The following is a 22,834-nucleotide window of genomic DNA, read 5'->3' as shown; positions in this document are numbered from 1 at the left end:
CTTATAGCCAACCTGATCCTGGAAGCTGGACTCGGTCAAAAATGTGGGAGGGGGCTTGCCCCCGATGACGGTGGATCACTTATGCATGCAGTGGCTGACACACTGCTATCGGGGGCAAGCCCCCTCCCACATTTGGATCTCTATGGGTCAGATAGACCTCATTCTGTATTTGCTCTTGCTCTTAGGTGCGGCCTTATAGCCAACCTGATCCTGCAAGCCGAATGCGGTCAAAAATGTGGGAGGGGGCTTGCCCCCGATGGCGGTGGAGCAGTCATGCATGTAGTGGCTGACACACTGCTATCGGGGGCTTACCCCCGATGGCGGTGGAGCACTTATGCATGCAGTGGCTGACACACTGCTATCGGGGGCAAGCCCCCTCCCACATTTGGATCTCCATGGGTCAGATAGACCTCATTCTGTATTTGCTCTTGCTCTTAGGCGCGGCCTTATAGCCGACCTGATCCTGCAAGCCGAACGCGGTCAAAATGTGGGAGGGGGCTTACCCCCGATGGCGGTGGATCACTTATGCATGTAGTGGCTGACACTCTGCGATCGGGGGCAAGCCCCCTCCCACATTTGGATCTCCATGGGTCAAATAGACCTCATTCTGGCTCTGGTTCGTGATCTTGATCTTAGGCACACCGAGCATTAGTGAGGTGCCGAGTGTTGGGGCAAGAGCGGAGCCACCAGCCGCCGCTACCGAAGAAACGGATATGTACCCACCCCCCCGAAAAACCATCAACCCGCCTGCCGCAAGTGCTCCATCGCCCAAACCGCCGCCTCCACCCGTGACCGCAACCCCAACTTATGCAGCAGATTCTTCACATGCACCTTCACCGTCCCTTCGGTAATCCCCAACTTATGCCCGATCACCTTATTGCTGTAGCCACTGGCAATCGTGCGCAGCACCTGCCGTTCCCGCTCCGTCAAGTCCACCGCCGCATGGGGTTGCGGCGAGCGCAGTGCCTGGGCCAGCACCCGCGTCAACCCGGGGCTGATCACCAGCGCTCCATGCAACGCATCACGGATGAACTCCACCACCAACTCCGGCTCCATGTCTTTGAGCAGATACCCGTTGGCATCCAGGCGCAGTGCATCGCGAATGTCATCCTCGGCATCGGACACGGTAAACAGCAGCACCTTGCCCGCATAGTTCATGGCGCGCAGGCGGCGCAGGGTTTCCAGGCCGTTCATCTGCGGCATGTTGTTGTCCAGCAGCACCAGGTCCGGTTGCAGGGTTTCGATCTGGTCCAGGGCTTCCTGGCCATTGCCGGCTTCGCCGACCACCTGCAGATCGTCTTCGAGTTCGAGTATCTGACGCATGCCATGGCGCATCATCGGGTGATCGTCGACCAGCAAAATGCGGTGGCGGGGGAGTGTGCTCATGGGAGGTTACCTTGTAGAGGTTGCCCGAGAAATTCCGGTTGAAAACGTAAATGCACCCGTGTGCCCTGGGGCTCGCGGGGGCTGATGTCGAGTTGGCCGTGCAGGCTGCGCGCGCGTTCGTCCATGATGGTCAGGCCGTGGTGTTCGCGTTGGTCGACGGCGCCGCAGAAGCCACGGCCGTCGTCCTCGATGCTCAGGCTCACGGTCTCGCCCTCCTGGCGCAGTTGCAGCCAGGCGTTTTGCGCATGGGCGTGGCGCAGGCAGTTGGACAAGGCCTCGCGGGTGATCTGCAGCAAGTGGATCTGTTCGCTGGCCGACAATTGGAAGGCGAGGGCGTCGACGTGCAGGTGGACCTGGAATTCGCCGCGCCGGGAGAACTCTTCGGCGGTTTCCGATAGCTCCTGTACCAACCCGGCATCGTGGATTTGCAGGCGGAAGGTGGTCAGCAGCTCGCGCAGTTGGCGGTAGGCGTTGTTCAGGCCGTCGCGCAGTTCGGCGGTGACGGTGGCCAGGGTTTCCACGGGTTCGCCCCGGCGGATCAGGGTTTGCATGCGGCTGACTTGCAGCTTCATGTACGACAGCGCCTGCGCCAGGGAGTCGTGCAGTTCCCGGGCGATGATGGTGCGCTCGTCGAGCAGCAGCAAACGATGGTCCTGTTCGCGCTGGCGTTTGAGCGACAGCGAAGTGCCGATCAGGTTGGCCAGGGCCTGGATCAATTGCTTTTCCCAGTCTTGCGGAGGGTGGCCATCGTCGAAGTGGGCCTTGAGTTCGCCCAGTTCCGAGCCCTGGTTGCTGATGCTGAATATCTGCGGCGGCGCCACTTTGTGTTTATGGCAGCTCGCGCAATCGCCGATGGCGCAGATGTTACGGCTGTCGCCGCCGTGCAAGGCGAGCATCTGCTGGGCCGGTGCGAGGAAGTGGCCTTGCAGGCACAACGACAGGCGCAACCCCGGCAGGCGTTTCTGGAAGCGCCGGATCAATTCGTCCAGGCCCTCGGCATTGGCCAGGCGCGTGGCCAGGCTGCTGCTGCTCTGGTACAGCAGCTCGAGGGCGGCGTTGGCTTGTTGCAGGTTGAGGGTCTTGAGGCGCACCTGGCTTTCCAGGGTGCGGTGGGACGCCTCGATGGTCTCGGCCATGGTGTTGAAGCTCAGGGCCAGTTGCCCCAGCTCATCGTCGGAGCGGTGGTTGACCCGGGTCTTGAAGTCGCCGTCGCGAAAGCGCCGGGTGGCCTGTACCAGTTCCTGCAAAGGGTTGACCACGCCGTACTGCAATTCATACAGGCCGATCAACAGGATGATCAACGTGCTGAACAGCGCCAGGCCCTGGATGCCTTGCTGCCAGCTTTGTTTGCGTTCGCTCTGTTGCTGCAACAGGCTGACGAATTGATTCATTTGCTCGACGAATGTCGGCGCGCTGGCCTGGAATTGCGCCGTATCACCGCGCGTCAGGGCCGGGCGCAGCTCGTCGTTCCAGCGTTGCTGGATCTGTTGGTAGCTCTGCAGCAGGGCGCTGTTCGGGCCGTCTTCCAGCACCGCTTTGAGCGAGTCGCTGTCGAGGCGCCTTTGCAGGCTCTGGGTGATGGTGTCGATCTCTTCGGTCGGCGCGGCGGCGGCGAGCCGCCAACTGAGGTGGTAGGTCTCCATACGCACGGAGCCGGCGGTGTTGATTGCGGCGGCGTCGCCCTGGCTGAACCAGGCGATCAGCCCCGCACTCAAGGAACTGGCAAGGGCCAGGATAGCGATCAGGATCACAGCCAAGCCGGCGCGTGCGGGCAGGGAGCTGCGTAGCCAGTTAAACATCACGGCGTAGTCGGAGGGGGGAGAAAGCCTGCATGGCGGCACCTGAAAAGGAAAAACGAGCTGGAAAACGGCGATCCCTGGCGCACTACCTCTAAAGAGTTGCCGGCAAACCCTCCCACGGGAAAACGCCGGCACAAGAGATCAATCCATTGATAAATAAAGACTTTCTCTTGTTATAGGGACTACCTCCTTAGAGGTATATGGGATCAGCATAGCCTTATACCCCCCTGGCCGACGTTGATCTGCGTCAAGTTCCAAGGGGGTGTCGCCCCTAACCTGCGCTCATGAAATCACCTTTCGGAGCGCATACCGTGACTCAACCCCGTATAAGACAAGGCTTGGTGCTGGGCATGAGCACGCTGGCCTTCACCGTCTGCTTTATGGTGTGGATGATGTTCGCCGTGTTGGGCGTGCCCATCAAAGAGCTGCTGCAACTCAACGAAACCCAGTTCGGCCTGCTGGCCGCCACGCCGGTCTTGACCGGTTCCCTGGTGCGCCTGCCACTGGGCTTGCTGACTGACCGCTTCGGCGGGCGCATCGTGTTCTTCCTGTTGATGCTCGCCTGCGTGCTGCCGCTGTACCTGATCACCTACGCCACCGCTTATTGGCAGTTCCTGGTGCTGGGCCTGTTTGTCGGCCTGGCCGGCGGTTCGTTCTCGGTGGGCATCGCCTACGTCGCCAAGTGGTTCGACAAGGACAACCAGGGCTTCGCCATGGGCGTGTTCGGCGCCGGTAACGCCGGGGCCGCGGTCACCAAGTTCCTCGCCCCGGCGCTGATCGCCCTCGGCACCTGGCACCTGGTGCCCAAGGTGTTCGGCGCGATCCTGTTCATCACCGCGCTGTTGTTCTGGTTCCTCACCAGCGAGAACAAGGCCCACCGCAGTGCCGGCGGCGCCACCTTGCGCGAGCAACTGCGGTGCCTGAAAGACCCGGCCGTGTGGCGCTACTGCCAGTACTACTCGATTGTCTTCGGCGGCTACGTCGGCCTGGCATTGTGGATGACCAAGTACTACGTACAGGAATACGGTTTCAGCCTGCAAAGCGCGGCGCTGCTGGCCGCCTGTTTCTCCCTGCCCGGCGGCGTGCTGCGCGCAGTCGGCGGTTGGATGTCCGACCGCTGGGGCGCCCAGAGCGTGACCTGGTGGGTGTTGTGGGTGAGCTGGGTCTGCCTGTTCCTGCTCAGCTACCCGCAGACTCAATTGCAGGTGCAGACCGTCAACGGTCCCCTGGATTTGCACATCGGCCTCAACCCCACCCTGTTCACCGTGCTGCTGTTCGTGATGGGCATCGCCTTCGCGTTCGGCAAAGCCTCGGTGTTCAAGTACATCGCCAATGACTACCCACAGAACATGGGCGCGGTGTCCGGCATCGTCGGCCTGGCCGGTGGCCTGGGGGGCTTTGTGCTGCCGATTCTGTTTGGCGCCCTGGTGGACCTCACCGGCGTGCGCTCGTCCTGCTTCATGTTGATGTACGGCGTGGTCTGGGTGTCCCTGACCTGGATGTACCTCAGCGAAATCCGCAAACAACCGCTGCTGGGCAACACCGCCCAACGTCTCCAAGGAGAATGAACATGTCCATCGCGCAAAAGCCCGATTCGGGCCCGGTGATTCACGACTGGCGCCCCGAGGACCCCGCGTTCTGGGGGGCCAGCGGCAAAAAAACCGCTACCCGCAACCTGTGGATCTCGATTCCCGCGCTGCTGCTGGCTTTCGCCGTGTGGATGGTGTGGAGCACGGTGATCGTGCGCCTCAACGCCATCGGCTTCAGCTTCACCACCGACCAGCTGTTTTGGCTGGCTGCGTTGCCCGGCCTGTCCGGCGCGACCTTGCGGGTGTTCTATTCGTTCATGGTGCCGATCTTCGGCGGGCGCCGCTGGACTGCCCTGAGCACCGCGTCGCTGTTGCTGCCGGCGCTGTGGATGGGCTTCGCGGTGCAAGACCCCAACACCCCTTACAGCGTGTTCGTGCTGATCGCCTTGTTGTGCGGCTTCGGCGGCGGCAACTTCGCCTCCAGCATGTCCAACATCAGCTTCTTCTACCCTAAGTCGCAGCAAGGCACGGCCCTGGGCCTGAACGCCGGCCTCGGTAACCTGGGCGTGTCGGTGATGCAGTTCTGCGTGCCGCTGGTGATCACCTTCGGGGTGTTCGGCATGGTCGGCGGGCAAGCGCAAACCCTGCCCGACGGTAGCCAGCTGTGGCTGCAGAACGCCGGGTTCATCTGGGTGCCGTTCATCCTCACCGTCACCGTGGCGGCCTGGTTCGGCATGAATGACCTGTCCAGCGCCCGCGCTTCGTTCAGCGAGCAGGCGGTGATCTTCAAACGCAAGCACAACTGGCTGATGTGCTGGTTGTACCTGGCGACCTTCGGTTCGTTCATCGGCTTTTCGGCGGCGTTCCCGCTGCTGATCAAAACCTCGTTTCCGGACGTGGTGGCGTTGAAGTTCGCCTTCCTCGGCCCGTTGGTCGGCGCCCTGGTGCGCCCACTGGGCGGCTGGCTGGCGGACAAACTGGGCGGCGCGCGGGTGACCCTGTGGAACTTCGTGCTGATGATCGTGATGGTATTCGGCGTGCTGCACTTCCTGCCGCAGAACGGCCAGGGCGGCAACTTCTACGGCTTCCTCGGCCTGTTCATGTTGCTGTTCATCACCACAGGCGTGGGCAACGGCTCCACCTTCCGCATGATCCCGGTGATCTTCCGCACCCAGCACGAGAAAGCCAGCGCCGGTAAATCCGCCGCCGAGCGCGAGCAGGCCATCAAGAATGCCGGCAAGGAATCCGCCGCCGTACTGGGGTTCAGTTCGGCCATGGGCGCCTTCGGTGCGTTCTTCATTCCCAAGTCCTTCGGCACCTCCATGGCCGCCACCGGTAGCCCGGCGATGGCCTTCTACATGTTTGTCGGTTTCTACCTGAGCTGCATTGTCGTGACCTGGTGGTGGTATGCCCGCAAAGGTTGCGCCACCCCCTGCTAGTCCGACCTGAATTCGCGGGGCAACGCACCCCGCAGCACGCCTGATGAGGAAAGCACCATGAGTCATTTGTTGGATCAACTGCGGTTCTTCAACCGCAAACAAAACGAATTTTCCGACGGCCACGGCGAGACCCGTAAAGAGTCCCGCGACTGGGAAAACGTCTACCGTTCGCGCTGGCAGTACGACAAGATCGTGCGTTCCACCCATGGCGTGAACTGCACCGGCTCCTGCTCGTGGAAGATCTACGTGAAGAACGGCCTGATCACCTGGGAAACCCAGCAGACCGACTACCCGCGCACCCGCAACGACCTGCCCAACCACGAACCCCGTGGCTGCCCGCGCGGTGCGAGCTACAGCTGGTACATCTACAGCGCCAACCGGCTCAAGTACCCGAAGATCCGCAAGCCGCTGCTCAAGCTGTGGCGTGAAGCGCGCCAGACCCTGGCGCCGGTGGAAGCCTGGGCGAGCATTGTCGAGGACAAGGCCAAGGCCGACTCCTATAAAAGCAAGCGCGGCATGGGCGGTTTCATTCGCTCGAACTGGGAGGAGGTGAATGAAATCATCGCCGCCTCCAACGTCTACACCATCAAACAATACGGCCCGGACCGCATCGTCGGCTTCTCGCCGATCCCGGCCATGTCGATGGTCAGCTACGCGGCGGGTTCGCGTTACCTGTCGCTGATCGGCGGCGTGTGCCTGAGCTTCTACGACTGGTACTGCGACCTGCCACCGGCCTCGCCGATGGTGTGGGGCGAGCAGACCGACGTGCCGGAATCGGCCGACTGGTACAACTCCAACTACATCATCGCCTGGGGTTCCAACGTCCCGCAGACCCGTACCCCGGACGCGCACTTCTTCACCGAGGTGCGCTACAAGGGCACCAAGACCGTGGCGATCACCCCCGACTATTCGGAAGTGGCCAAGCTCACCGACCTGTGGCTCAACCCCAAGCAGGGCACCGACGCCGCGTTGGCCCAGGCTTTCAACCATGTGATCTTCAAAGAATTTCACCTGGACAAGCCGAGCGCCTACTTCACCGACTACGCCAAGCGCTTCACCGACTTGCCGGTGCTGGTGATGCTCAAGCCGATGACCGGTTTCGCTCCCGGCGCAGGCTTCCAGCCGGACCGCTTCCTGCGCGCCTCGGACCTCACCGGCAACCTCGGCCAGGACAACAACCCGGAATGGAAAACCATCGCCCTCGACGAGAGCGGTGAACTGGTCTCGCCGCAAGGCTCCATCGGCTATCGCTGGGGCGAGAAGGGCAAGTGGAACATCCTCGCCAAAGAGGGCGGTGAAGGCCGCGCGATCGACCTGAAACTCAGCCTGATCGGTGACGACGTCGCCGAAGTGGCGTTCCCGTACTTCGCCGGCGAAGTCCAGGAGCATTTCCAGCACGTCGCTGGCGAGGCGGTGCAGTACCGCCGCGTGCCGGTCCACAACGTGACCCTGGCCGACGGCAGCGTGGCCAAGGTGGCGACCGTGTTCGACCTGTCGGCGGCCAACCTGGCCATCGACCGTGGCCTGGGCGGCCACAACGTGGCCAAGGACTACGACGACGCCAGCGTGCCGGGCACCCCGGCGTGGCAGGAAGCGATCACCGGCGTCAGCCGCGAGAAAGCCATCCAGATCGCCCGTGAGTTTGCCGACAACGCCGACAAGACCAAGGGTCGCTCAATGATCATCGTCGGCGCGGCGATGAATCACTGGTACCACATGGACATGAACTACCGCGGGCTGATCAACATGCTCATGCTCTGCGGTTGCGTCGGCCAGACCGGCGGCGGCTGGGCCCACTACGTCGGCCAGGAAAAACTGCGTCCGCAGTGCGGCTGGCTGCCCCTGGCCTTCGGCCTGGACTGGAACCGCCCACCGCGCCAGATGAACGGCACCAGCTTCTTCTACGGCCACAGTTCGCAATGGCGCCACGAGAAAATGAGCATGCACGATGTGCTCTCGCCTCTGGCCGACAAGTCGCAGTTCCCCGAACACGCCCTGGACTACAACATCCGCGCCGAACGCGCCGGCTGGTTGCCCAGCGCGCCGCAGCTCAACACCAACCCGCTGCACATCTGCCGTGAGGCGGCCGCAGCCGGCATGACGCCGAAAGACTACGTGGTCAAATCCTGGCAGGACGGCAGCCTGCGCTTTGCCTGCGAACAGCCGGACAGCCCGGTGAACTTCCCGCGCAACATGTTCATCTGGCGCTCCAACCTGCTCGGTTCGTCGGGCAAGGGTCATGAGTACATGCTCAAGTACCTGTTGGGCACCAAGAATGGCGTGATGAACGAAGACATCGGCCACAGCACCGAATGCAAGCCCACCGAGGCCGAATGGGTCGAGGACGGCGCCATCGGCAAGCTCGATCTGGTGACCACGCTGGACTTCCGCATGTCCTCCACCTGCGTGTATTCCGACATCGTCTTGCCGACCGCCACCTGGTACGAAAAAGACGACATGAACACCTCGGACATGCACCCGTTCATCCACCCATTGTCGGCGGCTATCGACCCGGCGTGGGAATCGCGTTCCGACTGGGAAATCTACAAAGGCATCGCCAAGGCGTTCTCGGCCATGTCGGTCGGTCACCTGGGTGTGGAACAAGACCTGGTCACCGTACCGCTGATGCACGACAGCGTCGGCGAACTGGCCCAACCGTTTGGCGGCACCGACTGGAAAAGCGCACGCGTGGCCCCGGTACCCGGCAAAAACGCGCCGAACATCGCAGTGGTGGAACGCGACTACCCGAACATCTACAAGCAGTTCTCGTCGCTGGGCCCGATGCTGGAAAAACTCGGCAACGGCGGCAAGGGCATCAACTGGAACACCGATGAAGAAGTCGAGTTCCTCGGCGAACTGAACCATCACGAAAACGATGCCGGGATCAGCCATGGCCGGCCGAAAATCGACACCGCTATCGACGCGGCCGAGGTGATCCTGTCCCTGGCTCCGGAAACCAACGGCAAGGTCGCGGTGAAAGCCTGGGCCGCGCTGTCGGAATTCACCGGTATCGACCACAGCCACCTGGCGATTTCCAAGGCCCATGAAGCGATCCGCTTCCGCGATATCCAGGCGCAGCCGCGCAAGATCATCTCCAGCCCGACCTGGTCCGGCCTGGAAGACGAACACGTGAGCTACAACGCCGGCTACACCAACGTCCATGAAAACATCCCGTGGCGCACCATCACCGGCCGCCAGCAGTTCTACCAGGATCACCCGTGGATGCAGGCGTTCGGCGAGCAGTTGATGAGCTACCGGCCACCGGTCAACACCAAGACCATCGAAGGCGTGAAGGGCAAGCGCAGCAATGGCGAAACCGAGATCGTGCTGAACTGGATCACTCCGCACCAGAAGTGGGGCATCCACAGCACCTACAGCGACAACTTGCTGATGCTCACCTTGAGCCGCGGCGGGCCGATTGTGTGGCTCTCGGAGATCGACGCCAAGCGCGCCGGGATCGAGGACAACGACTGGATCGAGTGCTTCAACGTCAACGGCGCACTGACCGCCCGTGCGGTGGTCAGCCAGCGCGTCAAGGAAGGCATGGTGATGATGTACCACGCTCAGGAACGCATCGTGAACGTGCCGGGTTCGGAAACCACCAAGACCCGCGGCGGCCACCACAACTCGGTGACCCGCGTGGTGCTCAAACCGACCCACATGATCGGCGGCTATGCCCAGCAAGCCTACGGTTTCAACTACTACGGCACGGTCGGTTGCAACCGCGACGAGTTTGTCGTAGTGCGCAAAATGGCCAAGGTCGACTGGCTCGATGGTTCCACCGGCGATGACTTGCCGCGCCCATTGCCGACTGATATCGAGGAGAACTGAGATGAAGATTCGCTCACAGATCGGCATGGTCCTGAACCTGGACAAATGCATCGGCTGCCACACCTGTTCCATCACCTGCAAAAACGTCTGGACCAGCCGTGAAGGCATGGAATACGCCTGGTTCAACAACGTCGAGTCCAAGCCCGGCATCGGTTACCCGAAAGAATGGGAAAACCAGGACAAGTGGAAGGGCGGCTGGGTGCGCAACGCCAACGGCTCGATCAACCCGCGCATCGGCGGCAAGTTCCGCGTGTTGGCGAACATTTTCGCCAACCCTGACCTGCCGAGCCTGGACGACTACTACGAGCCGTTCGACTTCGACTACCAGCACCTGCACACCGCGCCTTTGGGCGAGCACCAACCGACCGCGCGCCCGCGCTCGCTGGTGTCCGGCAAGCGCATGCAGAAAATCGAGTGGGGCCCGAACTGGGAAGAAATCCTCGGCACCGAGTTCGCCAAGCGCCGCAAGGACAAGAACTTCGACCAGATCCAGGCCGACATTTATGGCGAGTACGAAAACACCTTCATGATGTACCTGCCGCGCCTGTGCGAGCACTGCCTCAACCCGGCGTGCGCGGCCTCGTGCCCGAGCGGTGCGATCTACAAGCGTGAAGAAGACGGCATCGTGCTGATCGACCAGGAAAAGTGCCGCGGCTGGCGCATGTGCATCAGCGGCTGCCCGTACAAGAAGATCTACTTCAACTGGAAGAGCGGTAAATCCGAGAAGTGCATCTTCTGCTACCCGCGCATCGAAGCCGGCATGCCCACCGTGTGTGCTGAAACCTGCGTCGGCCGGATTCGCTACCTCGGTGTGCTGCTCTACGACGCCGACCGCATCAGCGAAGTGGCGAGCACCGCCAACGAGCAAGACCTGTACGAGAAACAGCTGGAAATCTTCCTCGACCCGAATGACCCGGCGGTGATTCGCCAGGCCCTGGCCGATGGCGTGCCGCAGTCGGTGATCGACTCGGCCCAGCGCTCGCCGGTCTACAAAATGGCCGTCGATTGGAAACTCGCACTGCCGCTGCACCCGGAATACCGCACCTTGCCGATGGTCTGGTACGTACCGCCACTGTCGCCGATCCAGAACGCTGCCGCCGCCGGCACCGTGGGCATGAACGGGGTGATCCCGGATGTCGACAGCCTGCGCATTCCGCTGCGTTACCTGGCCAACCTGCTCACCGCTGGCGATGAAAAACCGGTCAAGCGTGCGCTCAAACGCCTGTTGGCGATGCGCGCCTACAAACGCTCCCAGCAAGTCGACGGCGTGCAGGACCTGCAAGTGCTCGAAGACGTCGGCCTGAGCGTGGAACAGGTGGAAGAGATGTACCGCTACCTGGCGATCGCCAACTACGAAGACCGCTTTGTGGTGCCGAGCGCGCACCGTGAAGACGCCATGAGCGACGCGTTCGCCGAACGCTCCGGCTGTGGTTTCAGCTTCGGCAGCGGTTGCAGCGGCAGCTCCGACACCAACATGTTCGGTGCCAAGAAGGCCAACCGTCGCGACGTGTTGAAAACCGTACAGATCTGGGAGGACTGAGCATGCGTATTCTCAAAGTGATTTCGTTGCTGCTGGACTACCCCACCGAAACCCTGGTGAGCGGCCGCGACGAACTGGAACAGGCGATCATCGAGTCGCGGGAGATCAGCCCCAAGCAGCGCGGCGCGTTGTTCGAGTTGCTCGAGCTGATCTGCGCCAATGACCTGATGGACGGCCAGGAACACTACGGCGCGCTGTTCGGCCGTGGGCGCTCGCTGTCGTTGCTGTTGTTCGAACACGTCCACGGCGAGTCCCGCGACCGTGGCCAGGCCATGGTCGACATGATGGCCCAGTACGAAGAGGCCGGGTTTGCCATCGGCGTCAAGGAACTGCCGGACTATATCCCGCTGTACCTGGAGTTCCTCTCGACCCGCGAAGACATCGAGGCCCGCGAGGGCCTGGCGGATGTCGCGCATTTGCTGGCGCTGCTCGCCGCACGTCTGGACGAGCGCGAGAGCGCCTATGCCAGTTGCTTCCGTGCGTTGCTGCAGATCTCGGGTGCCGAGCCGCACCAGGCCGTGGCCGAACTGCGCGCGCAGGTCGCCGCCGAGCCGCGTGACGACTCCCTCGAAGCCCTGGACAAGATCTGGGAAGAGGAAGCGGTGGACTTTATGCAGGCCGAACAACAAGACCGTTGCAGCTCGATGCCCAGCGCACCGGGCAAAGCCCGCGAAGAAAGCGCGGTGCCGTTGCACTGGGTGGATTTTCAGCAAGAAGGGCAGGCCGCAGTGCCGGCCACGGAGGTGGGTAATGTCTAAGTGGAATTTGCTGGTATTCGGGGTGTACCCCTATGTCGCCCTGGCGATCTGCCTGTTGGGCAGTTGGGCGCGGTTCGACCTGTCGCAGTACACCTGGAAGGCTGGCTCCAGCCAGATGCTCAACAACCGTGGCATGCGCGTGGCGAGCAACTTCTTCCACATTGGCGTGCTGTTCGTGCTGGCCGGGCACTTTGTCGGCCTGCTGACCCCGGCGTCGGTCTATCACCATGTGATCAGCACTGAGCACAAGCAGTTGCTGGCGATGGTCTCCGGTGGCGTCTTCGGCCTGCTGTGCCTGGTGGGTTTGCTGATGCTGGTCAAGCGCCGCCTGGGCGACCCGCGTGTGCGGGCCACGTCGAGCCCGTCGGACATCCTGATCCTGCTGGTGCTGCTCGCGCAGTTGGTGCTCGGTTTGCTGACCATCGTCGCGTCCACCGGGCATATGGACGGTTCGGTCATGGTGATGCTCGCCGACTGGGCGCAGAACGTGGTGCTGTTGCGGCCAGTGGACGCGGCGGCGTCGATCGAGCCGGTCAGCCTGATCTACAAGGCGCATGTGGCGCTGGGCTTGACCCTGTTCGTGCTGTTCCCGTTTACCCGCTTGGTGCATATGGTCAGCGCGCCGATCTGGTACCTGGGGCGTCGTTATCAAATCGTGCGGCAGAAGTATTGAGGAGAGCGTCATGACAACTGGATGCGGATGTGGTGGCGGTAATGGCGGCAGCGGCGGTTGCGGCTCGTCGGTCAAAGAACCGGTGGTGGCCGAGGTTGCGGCCCCGGCTCTGTTCGAGGAACTGAAGACGCCTGAGTTGATCGCCAGCAGTGAACAGGAATGGCCGATCATCAGCGTCAACGGCGTGCCCGTCACGCCGGAGGCCATGGCCCTGGAGTTGCAATATCACCCGGCCGAAAGCCGCGAGGAGGCGGTGTATCTGGCCGCCCGTGCGCTGGTGATCCGCGAGCTGTTGCAGCAGCGGATCGCCGAGCTGGGCCTGGCGGTGGAGATCGCCGCCGGCGAGAACGAAGAAGAAGCCGCCACGCGCTTGCTGCTCGAGCGTGAGGTCAAGGTGCCTGAGTGCGACGAGGCCACCTGTGTGCGCTACTTCGAGAACAACCGCGGGCGCTTTCACAGCGCGCCGTTGCTGGCGGTGCGGCACATTCTGCTCGAGTGCGCGCCGGACGACGCCGAGGCGCGCCATCTGGCGCACGGCCAGGCGGAAGTGCTGCTGCAGAACCTGAACGAGCAGCCCGGCCAATTCGCCGAGCTGGCCCTGCAGTATTCGGCGTGCCCGTCCAAGGCCCAGGGCGGTTCGCTGGGCCAGGTGAGCAAGGGCCAGACCGTGCCCGAGTTGGAGCGTCAGTTGTTCACCCTCGCGCCGGGCCTGGCCGGCAAGCCGCTGGAGAGTCGTTATGGTTGGCATGTGATCTATGTCGATCAGCGTATCGAAGGCCAACCGCTGCCGTATGAAGCGGTGGCGGTGGCGATCCGCACCCAGTTGCAGCAAGGCGTGTGGCAAAAGGCATTGGTGCAGTACCTGCAAACCCTGATCGGCGCGGCGGACATTCGTGGCATCGCGCTGCAGGGCGCCGACTCGCCGCTGGTGCAGTGACATGAGCCTGGTGGATGGGGTGGGCCGTTCGATCGATTACCTGCGCTTGTCGGTGACCGACCGTTGTGATTTCCGCTGTGTGTACTGCATGGCGAAAAACATGACGTTCCTGCCGCGCCAGCAGGTGCTGACCCTGGAAGAGCTGGAACGCCTGGCCGCGCTGTTCGTCGGCCAGGGCGTGCGCAAGATCCGCCTGACCGGCGGCGAGCCGTTGATCCGCCCGGGCATTGTCGGGTTGTGCCGCAATATCGCGGCACTGCCGGGCTTGCGCGAACTGGTGATGACCAGCAACGGCTCGCAGTTGGCGCGCCTCGCGCAGCCGCTGGTGGACGCCGGGGTCAAGCGCATGAACATCAGCCTCGACAGCCTGGATGCGCAGCGCTTTCGCGCGATCACCCGCAACGGTGATCTGCGCCAGGTGCTGGACGGTATCGAGGCGGCGCGAGAGGCCGGGTTCGAGCGGGTCAAGCTCAACTGCGTGGTGATGAAAGGGCGCAACTTCGATGAAGTGCCGGCGCTGGTGCAGTACGCGATCGACCAAGGCATCGACATCAGCTTTATCGAGGAAATGCCCCTGGGCGACGTGGGCCGCTCCCGCGGCGAGACGTTCTGTGCCAGTGATGAAGTACGCAGCGTGATCGCCCGTCACCATGCCTTGCTCGACAGCACCGAAAACAGCGGCGGCCCGGCGCGCTATGTGCGCCTGGCGCGGCATCCGGGCACGCGTATCGGCTTTATCTCGCCCAACTCCCACAACTTCTGCGGCAGTTGCAACCGCGTGCGGATGACCGTCGAAGGGCAGTTGCTGCTGTGCCTGGGGCAGGACAACGCGGTGGACTTCCGCGCTTTGCTGCGGCGTTACCCGTTGGACGACGCGCCGTTGATCGAGGCGTTGCACAAGGGGTTGCGGGGTAAGCCGCTGCGCCATGATTTCACCGGGGCAGGGGAGGTGCAGGTGGTGCGCTTCATGAATATGAGCGGCGGTTGAATGTGGCAGGGGACTTGCTGTAGCAGGGAACTTACTGTGGGAGGAGGCTTGCTGTGGGAGGGGGCTTGCCCCCGATAGCAGTGTGTCAGCCAGTACATGCATGACTGATCCACCGCTATCGGGAACAAGCCGAATCGTCGCACCGCCCCTCCCACATTTTGATCTTCGTTCAGACTTGACCTTGATCAATGGCAGCCCAAACGCTTGACCGTAATATCACTGCATATTGTGTTTCAAAGATTTATTAAATCTATATGTAGTGTCTGGAGCCTTCCAATGCAAAGCATGCTCAGCCCGCTGGTCAGTAACCGCCTGCACAAACGCGACGGTAGCCTCGTTGCCTTCGACGCCGAAAAAATCCGTCAGGCGCTGATCGCCGCCGGCAATGCCACCGGCGAGTATCGGGAGGCCGAGGTCGACCTGTTGCTCGGTGCGGTACTGGCGCGGCTGCGCGGCATCGAACGGCTGGATGTGGAGCAGATCCAGGACAGTGTCGAGCGGGTGTTGATGGATGCCGGTTACTTCCTGTCGATGCGCGCGTATATCGTCTACCGCGAACAGCACGGTCGCTTGCGCCGTGACCGCAAGACCCTGGTGGAAGTCGCCACCTCGATGAACGAATACCTCGACCGTGAAGACTGGCGCGTGCAGGCCAATGCCAACCAGGGGTATTCCCTCGGCGGGCTGGTGCTGAACGTGTCGGGCAAGGTCACTGCCAATTACTGGCTGGACGAGGTCTACAGCCAGCAGATCGGCCGCGCACACCGTGAGGCGGATCTGCATATCCACGACCTCGACATGCTCGCCGGCTACTGCGCCGGTTGGTCGCTGCGTTCGTTGCTGCACGAAGGCCTCAATGGCGTGCCGGGTCGCGTCGAAGCGGGGCCGCCCAAGCATTTGAGCAGTGCCCTGGGGCAGATGGTCAACTTCCTCGGCACCCTGCAAAACGAATGGGCCGGCGCCCAGGCGTTCAGCTCGTTCGACACCTATCTTGCGCCTTATGTGCGCAAAGATCAGTTGAGCTACCCCGAGGTGCGTCAGGCGGTGCAGGAGTTCATCTACAACCTCAACGTGCCGTCGCGCTGGGGCACCCAGACGCCATTCACCAACCTGACCTTCGATTGGGTCTGCCCGGAAGACTTGCGCGAGCAGGTGCCGGTGATCGGTGGTAAGGAAATGCCGTTTGCCTATGGCGACCTGCAAACGGAAATGGAGCTGATCAACCGCGCCTACATCGAAGTGATGCAGGCCGGGGATGCCAAGGGGCGGGTGTTCACCTTCCCGATTCCGACCTACAACATCACCCATGATTTCCCCTGGGACAGCGAGAACGCCGACCGCCTGTTCGAGATGACCGCGCGCTATGGCCTGCCGTATTTCCAGAACTTCCTCAATTCGGACATGCAACCCAACCAGGTGCGCTCCATGTGCTGTCGCCTGCAACTGGACGTGCGTGAGCTGCTCAAACGCGGCGGTGGGCTGTTCGGTTCGGCGGAGCAGACCGGCTCGCTGGGCGTGGTGACAATCAACTGCGCGCGCCTCGGTTACCTGTTCAAGGGCGACACCAGCGGCTTGCTGCAACGCCTGGACAGCCTGATGGAAATGGCCATGGAAAGCCTGGAGGTCAAACGCAAGGTGATCCAGCACCACATGGACGCCGGGTTGTACCCCTACACCAAGCGTTACCTGGGGACGTTGCGCAACCATTTCTCCACTATCGGCCTCAACGGCATGCACGAGATGCTGCGCAATTTCACGGATGACACGCAGGGCACGCACACCGAAGAAGGCCGCGCGTTCGCCCTGCGCCTGCTCGACCATGTGCGCGCCACCTTGCTGCGCTTCCAGGAAGAAACCGGTCACCTCTACAACCTCGAAGCCACACCGGCGGAAGGCACCACCTACCGCTTCGCCAAGGAAGACCGCAAGCGCTACCCGGACATCCTGCAAGCCGGCAGCCTGGATGCGCCGTACTACACCAACTCGTCGCAACTGCCGGTGGGCTTCACCGAAGACCCCTTCGAAGCCCTCGAGCTGCAAGACGAACTGCAATGCAAATACACCGGCGGCACCGTGCTGCACCTGTATATGGCCGAACAGATTTCCTCGGCCCAGGCCTGCAAGCAATTGGTGCGCAAAGCGCTGGGGCGTTTCCGCCTGCCGTACCTGACCGTGACCCCGACCTTCTCGATCTGTCCGGTACACGGCTACCTCGCCGGCGAACACGAGTTCTGCCCCAAGTGCGATGAGATCCTCGCGCTTGCCGCCCAGTCTTGAACCTGTTTTTCAACCCGCAAGGAGATTCACCATGCAAACATCCCAGCCACAACGTCAGCGCTGCGAAGTCTGGACCCGGGTGATGGGTTACCACCGGCCGGTGTCCGCGTTCAACCCCGGCAAACAGTCCGAACACAAGGAGCGTGTTCACTTTACCGAAGCGGCTTGCGCGGCCGGGCGCCAATGAGTCGAATGCTACGGGTTGGGGGCATGGTGCCCCTGACCACCCTCGACTACCCCGGCATGCTCGCTTGTGTGCTGTTCTGCCAGGGTTGTGCCTGGCGCTGTCGTTACTGCCATAACCCGGACCTGATTGCACCGCGCGGTAGCGCGGAGATCGATTGGCGCCGGGTTTTGCTGTTTTTGCAGCGCCGCCAGGACCTGTTGGACGCGGTGGTGTTCAGCGGCGGTGAGCCGACCTTGCAGGAAGGTTTGCCGGCGGCGATGGACGAGGTACGCGCCATGGGCTTTCGCGTGGGCCTGCACAGTGCGGGGATCAAACCGGCAGGCTTTGCCAATGCGCTGCGCCATGCCGACTGGGTGGGCTTCGATGTGAAGGCCCTGGTCGAGGACTATCAACTGGTCACCCAGGTCAAAGGCAGCGGCGTCGCCAATTGGCGCAGTTTGGAGACCTTGCTGGCCAGTGGCGTGGACTACGAGTGCCGCACCACGGTGCATTGGCATCTGATTGATACGTCGCGCCTGCTGCGCCTGGCCCAGCGTTTGCAAGCCAGTGGTGTCAAGCGCTTCGCCGTGCAGATGGTCCGCACGGCAAGCATGCTCGATGAGCAACTGCCGATTGCCCCGGCACAGATGGCATTGCCGGAGTTATGGGGCTGCATGCGCGAGTTGTTTCCGGCTTTTGTATTACGAGGGTGACCGATCGCCCTCCCAGGATTTTTAAAGATGCTGCCCGTTTCGGGCAGGTATTCATCAAGGAATGTTTAGAATGACGCAGTTAACCACGGCACAACGCATTGTCATCGGCTTCGCGATTGCGCCGCTGGCTCTGGTCGGTTTGGTGTTTTACGCCTTGCATGACCTGGCAACCCTCAAGCAACAGTCCGAACAGATCGTGCAGCAGGACTGGCCGAAAATCGCACCGATCATGGTGATCGCCACCGGCGTGCGCGATAACGGGCGCCACACCCGCGACCTGCTGATCGACCAGGATAACCAGCAGGCCCAAGAGGCCATTGGCACCACCCGGCAACGTATTACCCAGGCGTTCGCCGCCCTGGAGCCACTGTTCGATACCGCCGAAGGCAAGGCGGCCTATGCCGCGTTGAAAACCCATCGGGAAACCTACGTCGCGGCCTTTACCCAGGTGCAGGCGCTGATCAAGCAGGGCGCCCGCGAGCAGGGCCTGGCCCAGCTCAAACAGCAGGTGGTGCCGGCCGAGCTTGAGGTGTTCAAGAGCCTCGATGCGTTGATGGCCATGCAAGGCCGACTGTTCGTCGAGCGCGAGCAGGCTGCGCAAATTCTCTACGACGATGCGCGCCGCACGATGATCGGATTATTCCTGCTATGCGTGAGCCTGGTCGTGGCGGCCGCCGTGATCGTCACGCGCAGCGTCACCCGGCCTTTGGGCGGCGAGCCGGACGAGGTGGCGCGGGTGCTCAGCCATATCGCCCAGGGCGACCTGACCATCGAGGTGCCGCTGGGCAACAGTGCCGACGGCAGCGTGATGCGCAACCTGCACCAGATGCAGCAGAACCTCAACCAGATGGTCCGGCAGATCGCCGCCTCGGTGGATGGCGTGGCCAGTTCATCCGAAGAGTTGAGCGCAGTCAGCAGCCAGACCAGCAGCAGCCTGCAGTTGCAGGGCCAGGAAATCGAACAGGCCGCCACCGCAGTGAACGAAATGACCGCCGCCGTCGATGAAGTCGCGCGCAACGCGGTGAGCACCAGCGAAGCCTCACGCCTGTCGGAACAGACCGCCCAGCTTGGGCGGGCGCAGGTGCAGGAAACCGTGGCCTCGATCAACACCCTGGCCACCGGCGTGGTGGAAACCTCCGAACGCATCCAGCAACTCGCCGGCCGCGTGCAAGACATCAGCGGCGTGCTGGATGTGATCCGCAGCATCGCCGACCAGACCAATCTGCTGGCTCTCAACGCCGCGATCGAAGCGGCCCGGGCCGGCGATGCTGGGCGCGGTTTTGCGGTGGTCGCCGATGAAGTGCGCGCCCTGGCCCATCGTACCCAGACCTCGACCCAGGAGATCGAGCAGATGATCGGCAACATCCGCCAGGACACCGAACACGCCGTGGCCGCCATGCACAGCAGCAGCGAACGGGTGCAGGCGACCTTGGGCGTGGCGCAACGCTCGGGGGAGGCGCTGGATGAAATCACCCGCTCGATTTCGCAGATCAATGAGCGCAACTTGATGATTGCCAGCGCCACCGAAGAACAGGCACTGGTGGCGCGGGAAGTGGATCGCAACCTGGTGGGGATTCGGAACCTGTCGCAACAGGTGTTGCAGGGAGCTTTGCATACCGAGACGGCGGGGCATGATCTGGCGGGGATGGCGGGGGAGCTGCATCAGACGGTAGCGCGGTTTAAGGTTTAGACGGTGTGCATGTCTGTTATTTAGGTAACGGCGGCTGCTGAGTACATATCCGTTTTTTAGGTAACGGCGGCTTATGGTTCCGCTCTTACAGCGGGTCACTTTTGGCAAACGCCCCAAAAGTAACCAAAAGGTCTTTGCCCCACCACTCGGTGCCTCGCCTAGGCTCGGCATGCCCGAACGCAGGCTTTGGAGCGTGGGCCGCCGTCATGGGCCATCCCTGGCCCAGGACGGCTAACCCGGCGTCCTGCCGGGTTACCCACGCTCCAAAGCCTGCGTTCGGCCAGCGTGGTTAACGGGGCGCCCCAGATCAAAAGCCAAAGCAAGGCGGCCTTATAGCCGACCTGATACTGGAAGCCGAACTCGGTCAGAAATGTGGGAGGGGGCTTGCCCCCGATAGCAGTGTGTCAGCCAATACATGCATGACTGATCCACCGCCATCGGGGGCAAGCCCCCTCCCACATTTGGATATCCATGGATCAGATAGACCTTATTCTGCTCTGGCTCTGGCTCTGGCTCTGGCTCTGGCTCTGGCTCTGGCTCTGGCTCTGGCTCTGGCTCTGGCTCTGGCTTTTGATCTTGATCTTAGGCGCCCCGTAAAACCACGCTGGCCGAACGCAGGCTTGAATCCGTGGGCAACCCGGCAGGACGCCGGGTTAGCCGTCCTGGGCCAAGGATGGCCCATGACGGCGGCCCACGGATTCAAGCCGGAGTGAGGGCACACCGAGCACTAGCGAGGTGCCGAGTGGTGGGGCAAGAGCCCTTTGGTTACTTTGGGGCTTTTCCAAAGTGACCCGCTGTAAGAGCGGAACCATAAGCCGCCATTACCTAAAAAACGGATATGTACTCAGCCGCCATAAGCCGCCATTACCTAAAAAACGGATATGCACTCAGCCGCCATCACCGAAAAAACGGCACTCAACCCCACCCCCAAAACTGCAACCACCACCCACACCCCACCAACCCCGTACTCAGCACCACGCACAACCCCGCAAGGCAACGCGACCAGCGCCCAACCCCCCGAAGCTGCCGCCACCCCAACCACAAACACCACCCAACCGCCGCCATCAACAACACGGCCCGCGCCGATTGCACCCAAGCCAACCCCAACCCCTCATACCGCAACAACTTCACCGTGGTCGCCGACAACCCCAGGAACAAACCCGCACCACCGAGGGGCGTCAGCGTCAGCGTCAAGGGCCGAAACAGTGCACGATCACCCGCCACCCACGCGGCCAACCGCAGCAGCAGCCAACAGCCGCCCCCCAATACCAACGAACTCCCCCCCAGATACAACACAATGCACAAGCCATCCAACCAACTGAAGCTGTCATTGAGCTGCGGATAATGAGTGAGCAGCCACCACGGCGCGTTGTCTTGCAGCGGCCACAGCCAGTCATGGCTGACCAGCCACGTCGCCAGGGTTTGTTTGAGCGCGATAAACCACGGACTGACGGTCCATTGAAACGCCCCCATCGCCAGGCCGATCACACCAAACAGCAACAGCCGCGCGTCCCACGCCGAGCCTTGCTGATGGGGCGCCTGCAGGATCTCCTGATTGCACGAGCGGGCGATCAGTTGCACCGCGCCGCGTTGCCCGCTGCAACGGCCGCAGGCATGGCACTCGCTGGCCCCTTGCAGGCGGCGGATATCCAGCAGCGGCGCGCAGTTGGGCAGCGGCAGGCGGGGCGCGTCGTTGGCTTTCCAGCGTTGCTCATCCACCGCGAAATGCACCGGCGCCAGGCGGGCGAGCAGGGCGAAGACGCCGCTGACCGGGCACAGGTACCGACACCACACGCGCTTGCCGCGCACGAACAACAGGCCGACGATCACCGCGCCGAGGGTCGAGCCGCCGAGAATCAACAGGGCCGCCTGGGCGTAGTCATACACGCTGATCAATTGGCCATAGAGGGTGGTCAGGCAAAAGCCCAGCGTCGGCCAGCCGCCCCAGCGCAGCCAGCGCGGAATGCCGAGGCCGCGCCCGTGCTGGCTGGCCCATTCGCTCAGGGAACCTTCCGGGCAGAGCACGCCGCACCACAGGCGCCCGAACAACACCATCGACAGCAACACGAACGGCCACCAGAGGCCCCAGAAGATGAATTGCGCGAGCAGCGTCAGGTTGTTCACCAGGCGCGCCTGGCTGTCCGGCAACGGCAGCAGCGCCGGCAGCACCAGCAGCACGGCGTAGACCAGCACCACCGCCCATTGCACGGCACGGATCAAGCGCCCATGGCGGCGCATGCCATCGCCCAGGCGCTGCAGCCAGCTCATGCCGCGTGCCGCGAACGGCGCAGGCCGTTGCCCACCCACAGCCAATAACCGAGCAGCACCAGCACGGTCACCAGGCTCGGCGCGGCGCGGTAGCCGACAAAGTCAGCCAACATAGCGCCCAGGCCGTGGCTGTCGCTGAGCAGGGTGCTGCTGTCCCAGCGGCTTTCACCGAAGCTTGAATAGACCCACTCGGGCATGTCCATCGCCAGCAATTGCCCGCTGATACGGTCCACGGCCGCCACCAGCAAAGCCCCGCCGAGCAGCAGCAACAGCGCTTCGCTGAGGGCGAAAAACAGCGACCAGGAAATGAAGCGCCGCGTACTGCGCAACAACAGCACCGTGAGCCCCGCCAACACCAGGCCCAGCACGCCGCCGATCGCGAACAGGTTCAGCGCCGGGCCCTGCAGACGCGCGCCGGCACCGTACAGAAACACCACGGTTTCACTGCCTTCGCGGCTCACCGCCAACAGCGTCAGTAGCAACACGCCCCAACCGCCCTGGCGCGCCAGGCGTTCATCGGCTTCGCGTACCAGGGTGTTTTTGAGTGTGGCGGCGTGGCGATGCATCCAGAACACCATCTGCACCATCAGGCCGCTGGCCAATAACGTCAGCGCCGCTTGCAGCCATTCGCCCTGTGGGCCGGTCATGGCCTCACCGGCCCACAGCATCAAGCCGGCCAGGCCGGCCGAGCAGAACAAGCCCAGGACCACCCCGGCCCACAGGAAACGCCCCAGGCGCGAGTGCGCGGTCTGGCGGCTGATCCAGACCTGCAGAATGCCGATCACCAGCAGTGCCTCGACGCTTTCGCGCCAGACAATAAACATCGATTGATTCATCAAC

16 protein-coding genes are annotated in these 22,834 nt (G+C 62.6%); 12 read left to right on the top strand and 4 right to left on the bottom strand.

What is annotated here, in order from left to right; all coding sequences use genetic code 11:
• Window positions 1–738: 738 nt before the first annotated feature.
• The gene (narL, locus tag TU80_RS30060) at window positions 739–1,386 is read right to left on the bottom strand and encodes a two-component system response regulator NarL (protein WP_017849328.1); all 648 of its coding nucleotides are present in this window, start codon (window positions 1,384–1,386) and stop codon (window positions 739–741) included.
• Entirely contained in the window at window positions 1,383–3,185 is a 1,803-nt protein-coding gene (locus TU80_RS30055; protein WP_046383083.1) for a HAMP domain-containing protein, read from the bottom strand. Before TU80_RS30055 ends, narL begins: the two co-directional genes overlap by 4 nt.
• Before the next feature lie 350 nt (window positions 3,186–3,535).
• On the opposite strand from TU80_RS30055, the gene TU80_RS30050 reads away from it, so the two are divergent.
• The 12 genes from TU80_RS30050 to TU80_RS29995 all read left to right on the top strand — a co-directional run bounded on the left by TU80_RS30050 (window position 3,536) and on the right by TU80_RS29995 (window position 19,726).
• A complete protein-coding gene (locus tag TU80_RS30050) occupies window positions 3,536–4,753 on the top strand; it encodes an MFS transporter (RefSeq protein ID WP_017849326.1) in 1,218 nt (405 codons plus the stop codon).
• Window positions 4,754–4,755: 2 nt separating this feature from the next.
• The gene (locus tag TU80_RS30045; protein ID WP_046383084.1) at window positions 4,756–6,153 is read left to right on the top strand and encodes a NarK family nitrate/nitrite MFS transporter; all 1,398 of its coding nucleotides are present in this window, start codon (window positions 4,756–4,758) and stop codon (window positions 6,151–6,153) included.
• Between the two features lie 57 nt (window positions 6,154–6,210).
• Window positions 6,211–9,984: a nitrate reductase subunit alpha gene (locus TU80_RS30040; RefSeq protein WP_057006086.1), complete on the top strand. Its 3,774-nt coding sequence runs from the start codon at window positions 6,211–6,213 to the stop codon at window positions 9,982–9,984.
• 1 nt (window position 9,985) lies between these two features.
• Window positions 9,986–11,524 carry a nitrate reductase subunit beta gene (gene narH / locus TU80_RS30035; RefSeq protein ID WP_017849323.1) on the top strand — a complete coding sequence of 513 codons (1,539 nt, stop codon included), beginning with the start codon at window positions 9,986–9,988 and terminating at the stop codon, window positions 11,522–11,524.
• Window positions 11,525–11,526: 2 nt separating this feature from the next.
• A complete protein-coding gene (gene narJ / locus TU80_RS30030; protein ID WP_046383085.1) occupies window positions 11,527–12,282 on the top strand; it encodes a nitrate reductase molybdenum cofactor assembly chaperone in 756 nt (251 codons plus the stop codon).
• Window positions 12,275–12,955, top strand: coding sequence for a respiratory nitrate reductase subunit gamma (gene narI / locus TU80_RS30025; RefSeq protein WP_017849321.1), 681 nt, complete (start codon window positions 12,275–12,277; stop codon window positions 12,953–12,955). The genes narJ and narI overlap by 8 nt, the downstream gene beginning before the upstream one ends.
• 10 nt (window positions 12,956–12,965) lie before the next feature.
• The gene (locus TU80_RS30020; RefSeq protein ID WP_057006085.1) at window positions 12,966–13,892 is read left to right on the top strand and encodes a peptidylprolyl isomerase; all 927 of its coding nucleotides are present in this window, start codon (window positions 12,966–12,968) and stop codon (window positions 13,890–13,892) included.
• A 1-nt stretch (window position 13,893) separates the two neighbouring features.
• Window positions 13,894–14,880 carry a GTP 3',8-cyclase MoaA gene (gene moaA, locus TU80_RS30015; RefSeq protein ID WP_017849319.1) on the top strand — a complete coding sequence of 329 codons (987 nt, stop codon included), beginning with the start codon at window positions 13,894–13,896 and terminating at the stop codon, window positions 14,878–14,880.
• 276 nt (window positions 14,881–15,156) lie between these two features.
• The gene (locus TU80_RS30010) at window positions 15,157–17,157 is read left to right on the top strand and encodes a ribonucleoside triphosphate reductase (protein ID WP_057006084.1); all 2,001 of its coding nucleotides are present in this window, start codon (window positions 15,157–15,159) and stop codon (window positions 17,155–17,157) included.
• 31 nt (window positions 17,158–17,188) lie between these two features.
• Window positions 17,189–17,344 (top strand): anaerobic ribonucleoside-triphosphate reductase, encoded by a 156-nt coding sequence (nrdD, locus tag TU80_RS33770; protein ID WP_017849317.1) that lies wholly within the window; start codon window positions 17,189–17,191, stop codon window positions 17,342–17,344.
• On the top strand, window positions 17,341–18,036 hold the full coding sequence (locus TU80_RS30000; RefSeq protein WP_169850799.1) for an anaerobic ribonucleoside-triphosphate reductase activating protein: 696 nt from the start codon (window positions 17,341–17,343) through the stop codon (window positions 18,034–18,036). The genes nrdD and TU80_RS30000 overlap by 4 nt, the downstream gene beginning before the upstream one ends.
• Window positions 18,037–18,106: 70 nt before the next feature.
• On the top strand, window positions 18,107–19,726 hold the full coding sequence (locus tag TU80_RS29995) for a methyl-accepting chemotaxis protein (protein WP_057006082.1): 1,620 nt from the start codon (window positions 18,107–18,109) through the stop codon (window positions 19,724–19,726).
• Between the two features lie 915 nt (window positions 19,727–20,641).
• On the opposite strand, the gene TU80_RS29990 is transcribed toward TU80_RS29995, so the two are convergent.
• Together TU80_RS29990 and TU80_RS29985 are read right to left on the bottom strand one after the other, a co-directional pair.
• Complete coding sequence (locus TU80_RS29990) at window positions 20,642–21,994, bottom strand: 4Fe-4S binding protein (protein ID WP_057006081.1); 1,353 nt, start codon at window positions 21,992–21,994, stop codon at window positions 20,642–20,644.
• Window positions 21,991–22,830, bottom strand: coding sequence for an FTR1 family iron permease (locus tag TU80_RS29985; protein WP_046383091.1), 840 nt, complete (start codon window positions 22,828–22,830; stop codon window positions 21,991–21,993). Before TU80_RS29985 ends, TU80_RS29990 begins: the two co-directional genes overlap by 4 nt.
• Window positions 22,831–22,834: the final 4 nt, after the last annotated feature.

Origin of the sequence: Pseudomonas veronii, from assembly GCF_001439695.1 — a bacterium.
In the GTDB taxonomy this organism is placed as follows: Bacteria; Pseudomonadota; Gammaproteobacteria; order Pseudomonadales; family Pseudomonadaceae; genus Aquipseudomonas; species Aquipseudomonas veronii.
The sequence above is the reverse complement of the archived record's forward strand: the minus strand, read 5'-3'. Positions and strand labels throughout refer to the sequence as shown.

Coding starts and splice junctions, on each gene's coding strand:
- narL (WP_017849328.1), bottom strand. CDS start 1,386: ATGAGCACACTCCCCCGCCACCGCATTTTGCTGGTCGACGATCACCCG.
- TU80_RS30055 (WP_046383083.1), bottom strand. CDS start 3,185: ATGTTTAACTGGCTACGCAGCTCCCTGCCCGCACGCGCCGGCTTGGCT.
- TU80_RS30050 (WP_017849326.1), top strand. CDS start 3,536: ATGAGCACGCTGGCCTTCACCGTCTGCTTTATGGTGTGGATGATGTTC.
- TU80_RS30045 (WP_046383084.1), top strand. CDS start 4,756: ATGTCCATCGCGCAAAAGCCCGATTCGGGCCCGGTGATTCACGACTGG.
- TU80_RS30040 (WP_057006086.1), top strand. CDS start 6,211: ATGAGTCATTTGTTGGATCAACTGCGGTTCTTCAACCGCAAACAAAAC.
- narH (WP_017849323.1), top strand. CDS start 9,986: ATGAAGATTCGCTCACAGATCGGCATGGTCCTGAACCTGGACAAATGC.
- narJ (WP_046383085.1), top strand. CDS start 11,527: ATGCGTATTCTCAAAGTGATTTCGTTGCTGCTGGACTACCCCACCGAA.
- narI (WP_017849321.1), top strand. CDS start 12,275: ATGTCTAAGTGGAATTTGCTGGTATTCGGGGTGTACCCCTATGTCGCC.
- TU80_RS30020 (WP_057006085.1), top strand. CDS start 12,966: ATGACAACTGGATGCGGATGTGGTGGCGGTAATGGCGGCAGCGGCGGT.
- moaA (WP_017849319.1), top strand. CDS start 13,894: ATGAGCCTGGTGGATGGGGTGGGCCGTTCGATCGATTACCTGCGCTTG.
- TU80_RS30010 (WP_057006084.1), top strand. CDS start 15,157: ATGCAAAGCATGCTCAGCCCGCTGGTCAGTAACCGCCTGCACAAACGC.
- nrdD (WP_017849317.1), top strand. CDS start 17,189: ATGCAAACATCCCAGCCACAACGTCAGCGCTGCGAAGTCTGGACCCGG.
- TU80_RS30000 (WP_169850799.1), top strand. CDS start 17,341: ATGAGTCGAATGCTACGGGTTGGGGGCATGGTGCCCCTGACCACCCTC.
- TU80_RS29995 (WP_057006082.1), top strand. CDS start 18,107: ATGACGCAGTTAACCACGGCACAACGCATTGTCATCGGCTTCGCGATT.
- TU80_RS29990 (WP_057006081.1), bottom strand. CDS start 21,994: ATGAGCTGGCTGCAGCGCCTGGGCGATGGCATGCGCCGCCATGGGCGC.
- TU80_RS29985 (WP_046383091.1), bottom strand. CDS start 22,830: ATGAATCAATCGATGTTTATTGTCTGGCGCGAAAGCGTCGAGGCACTG.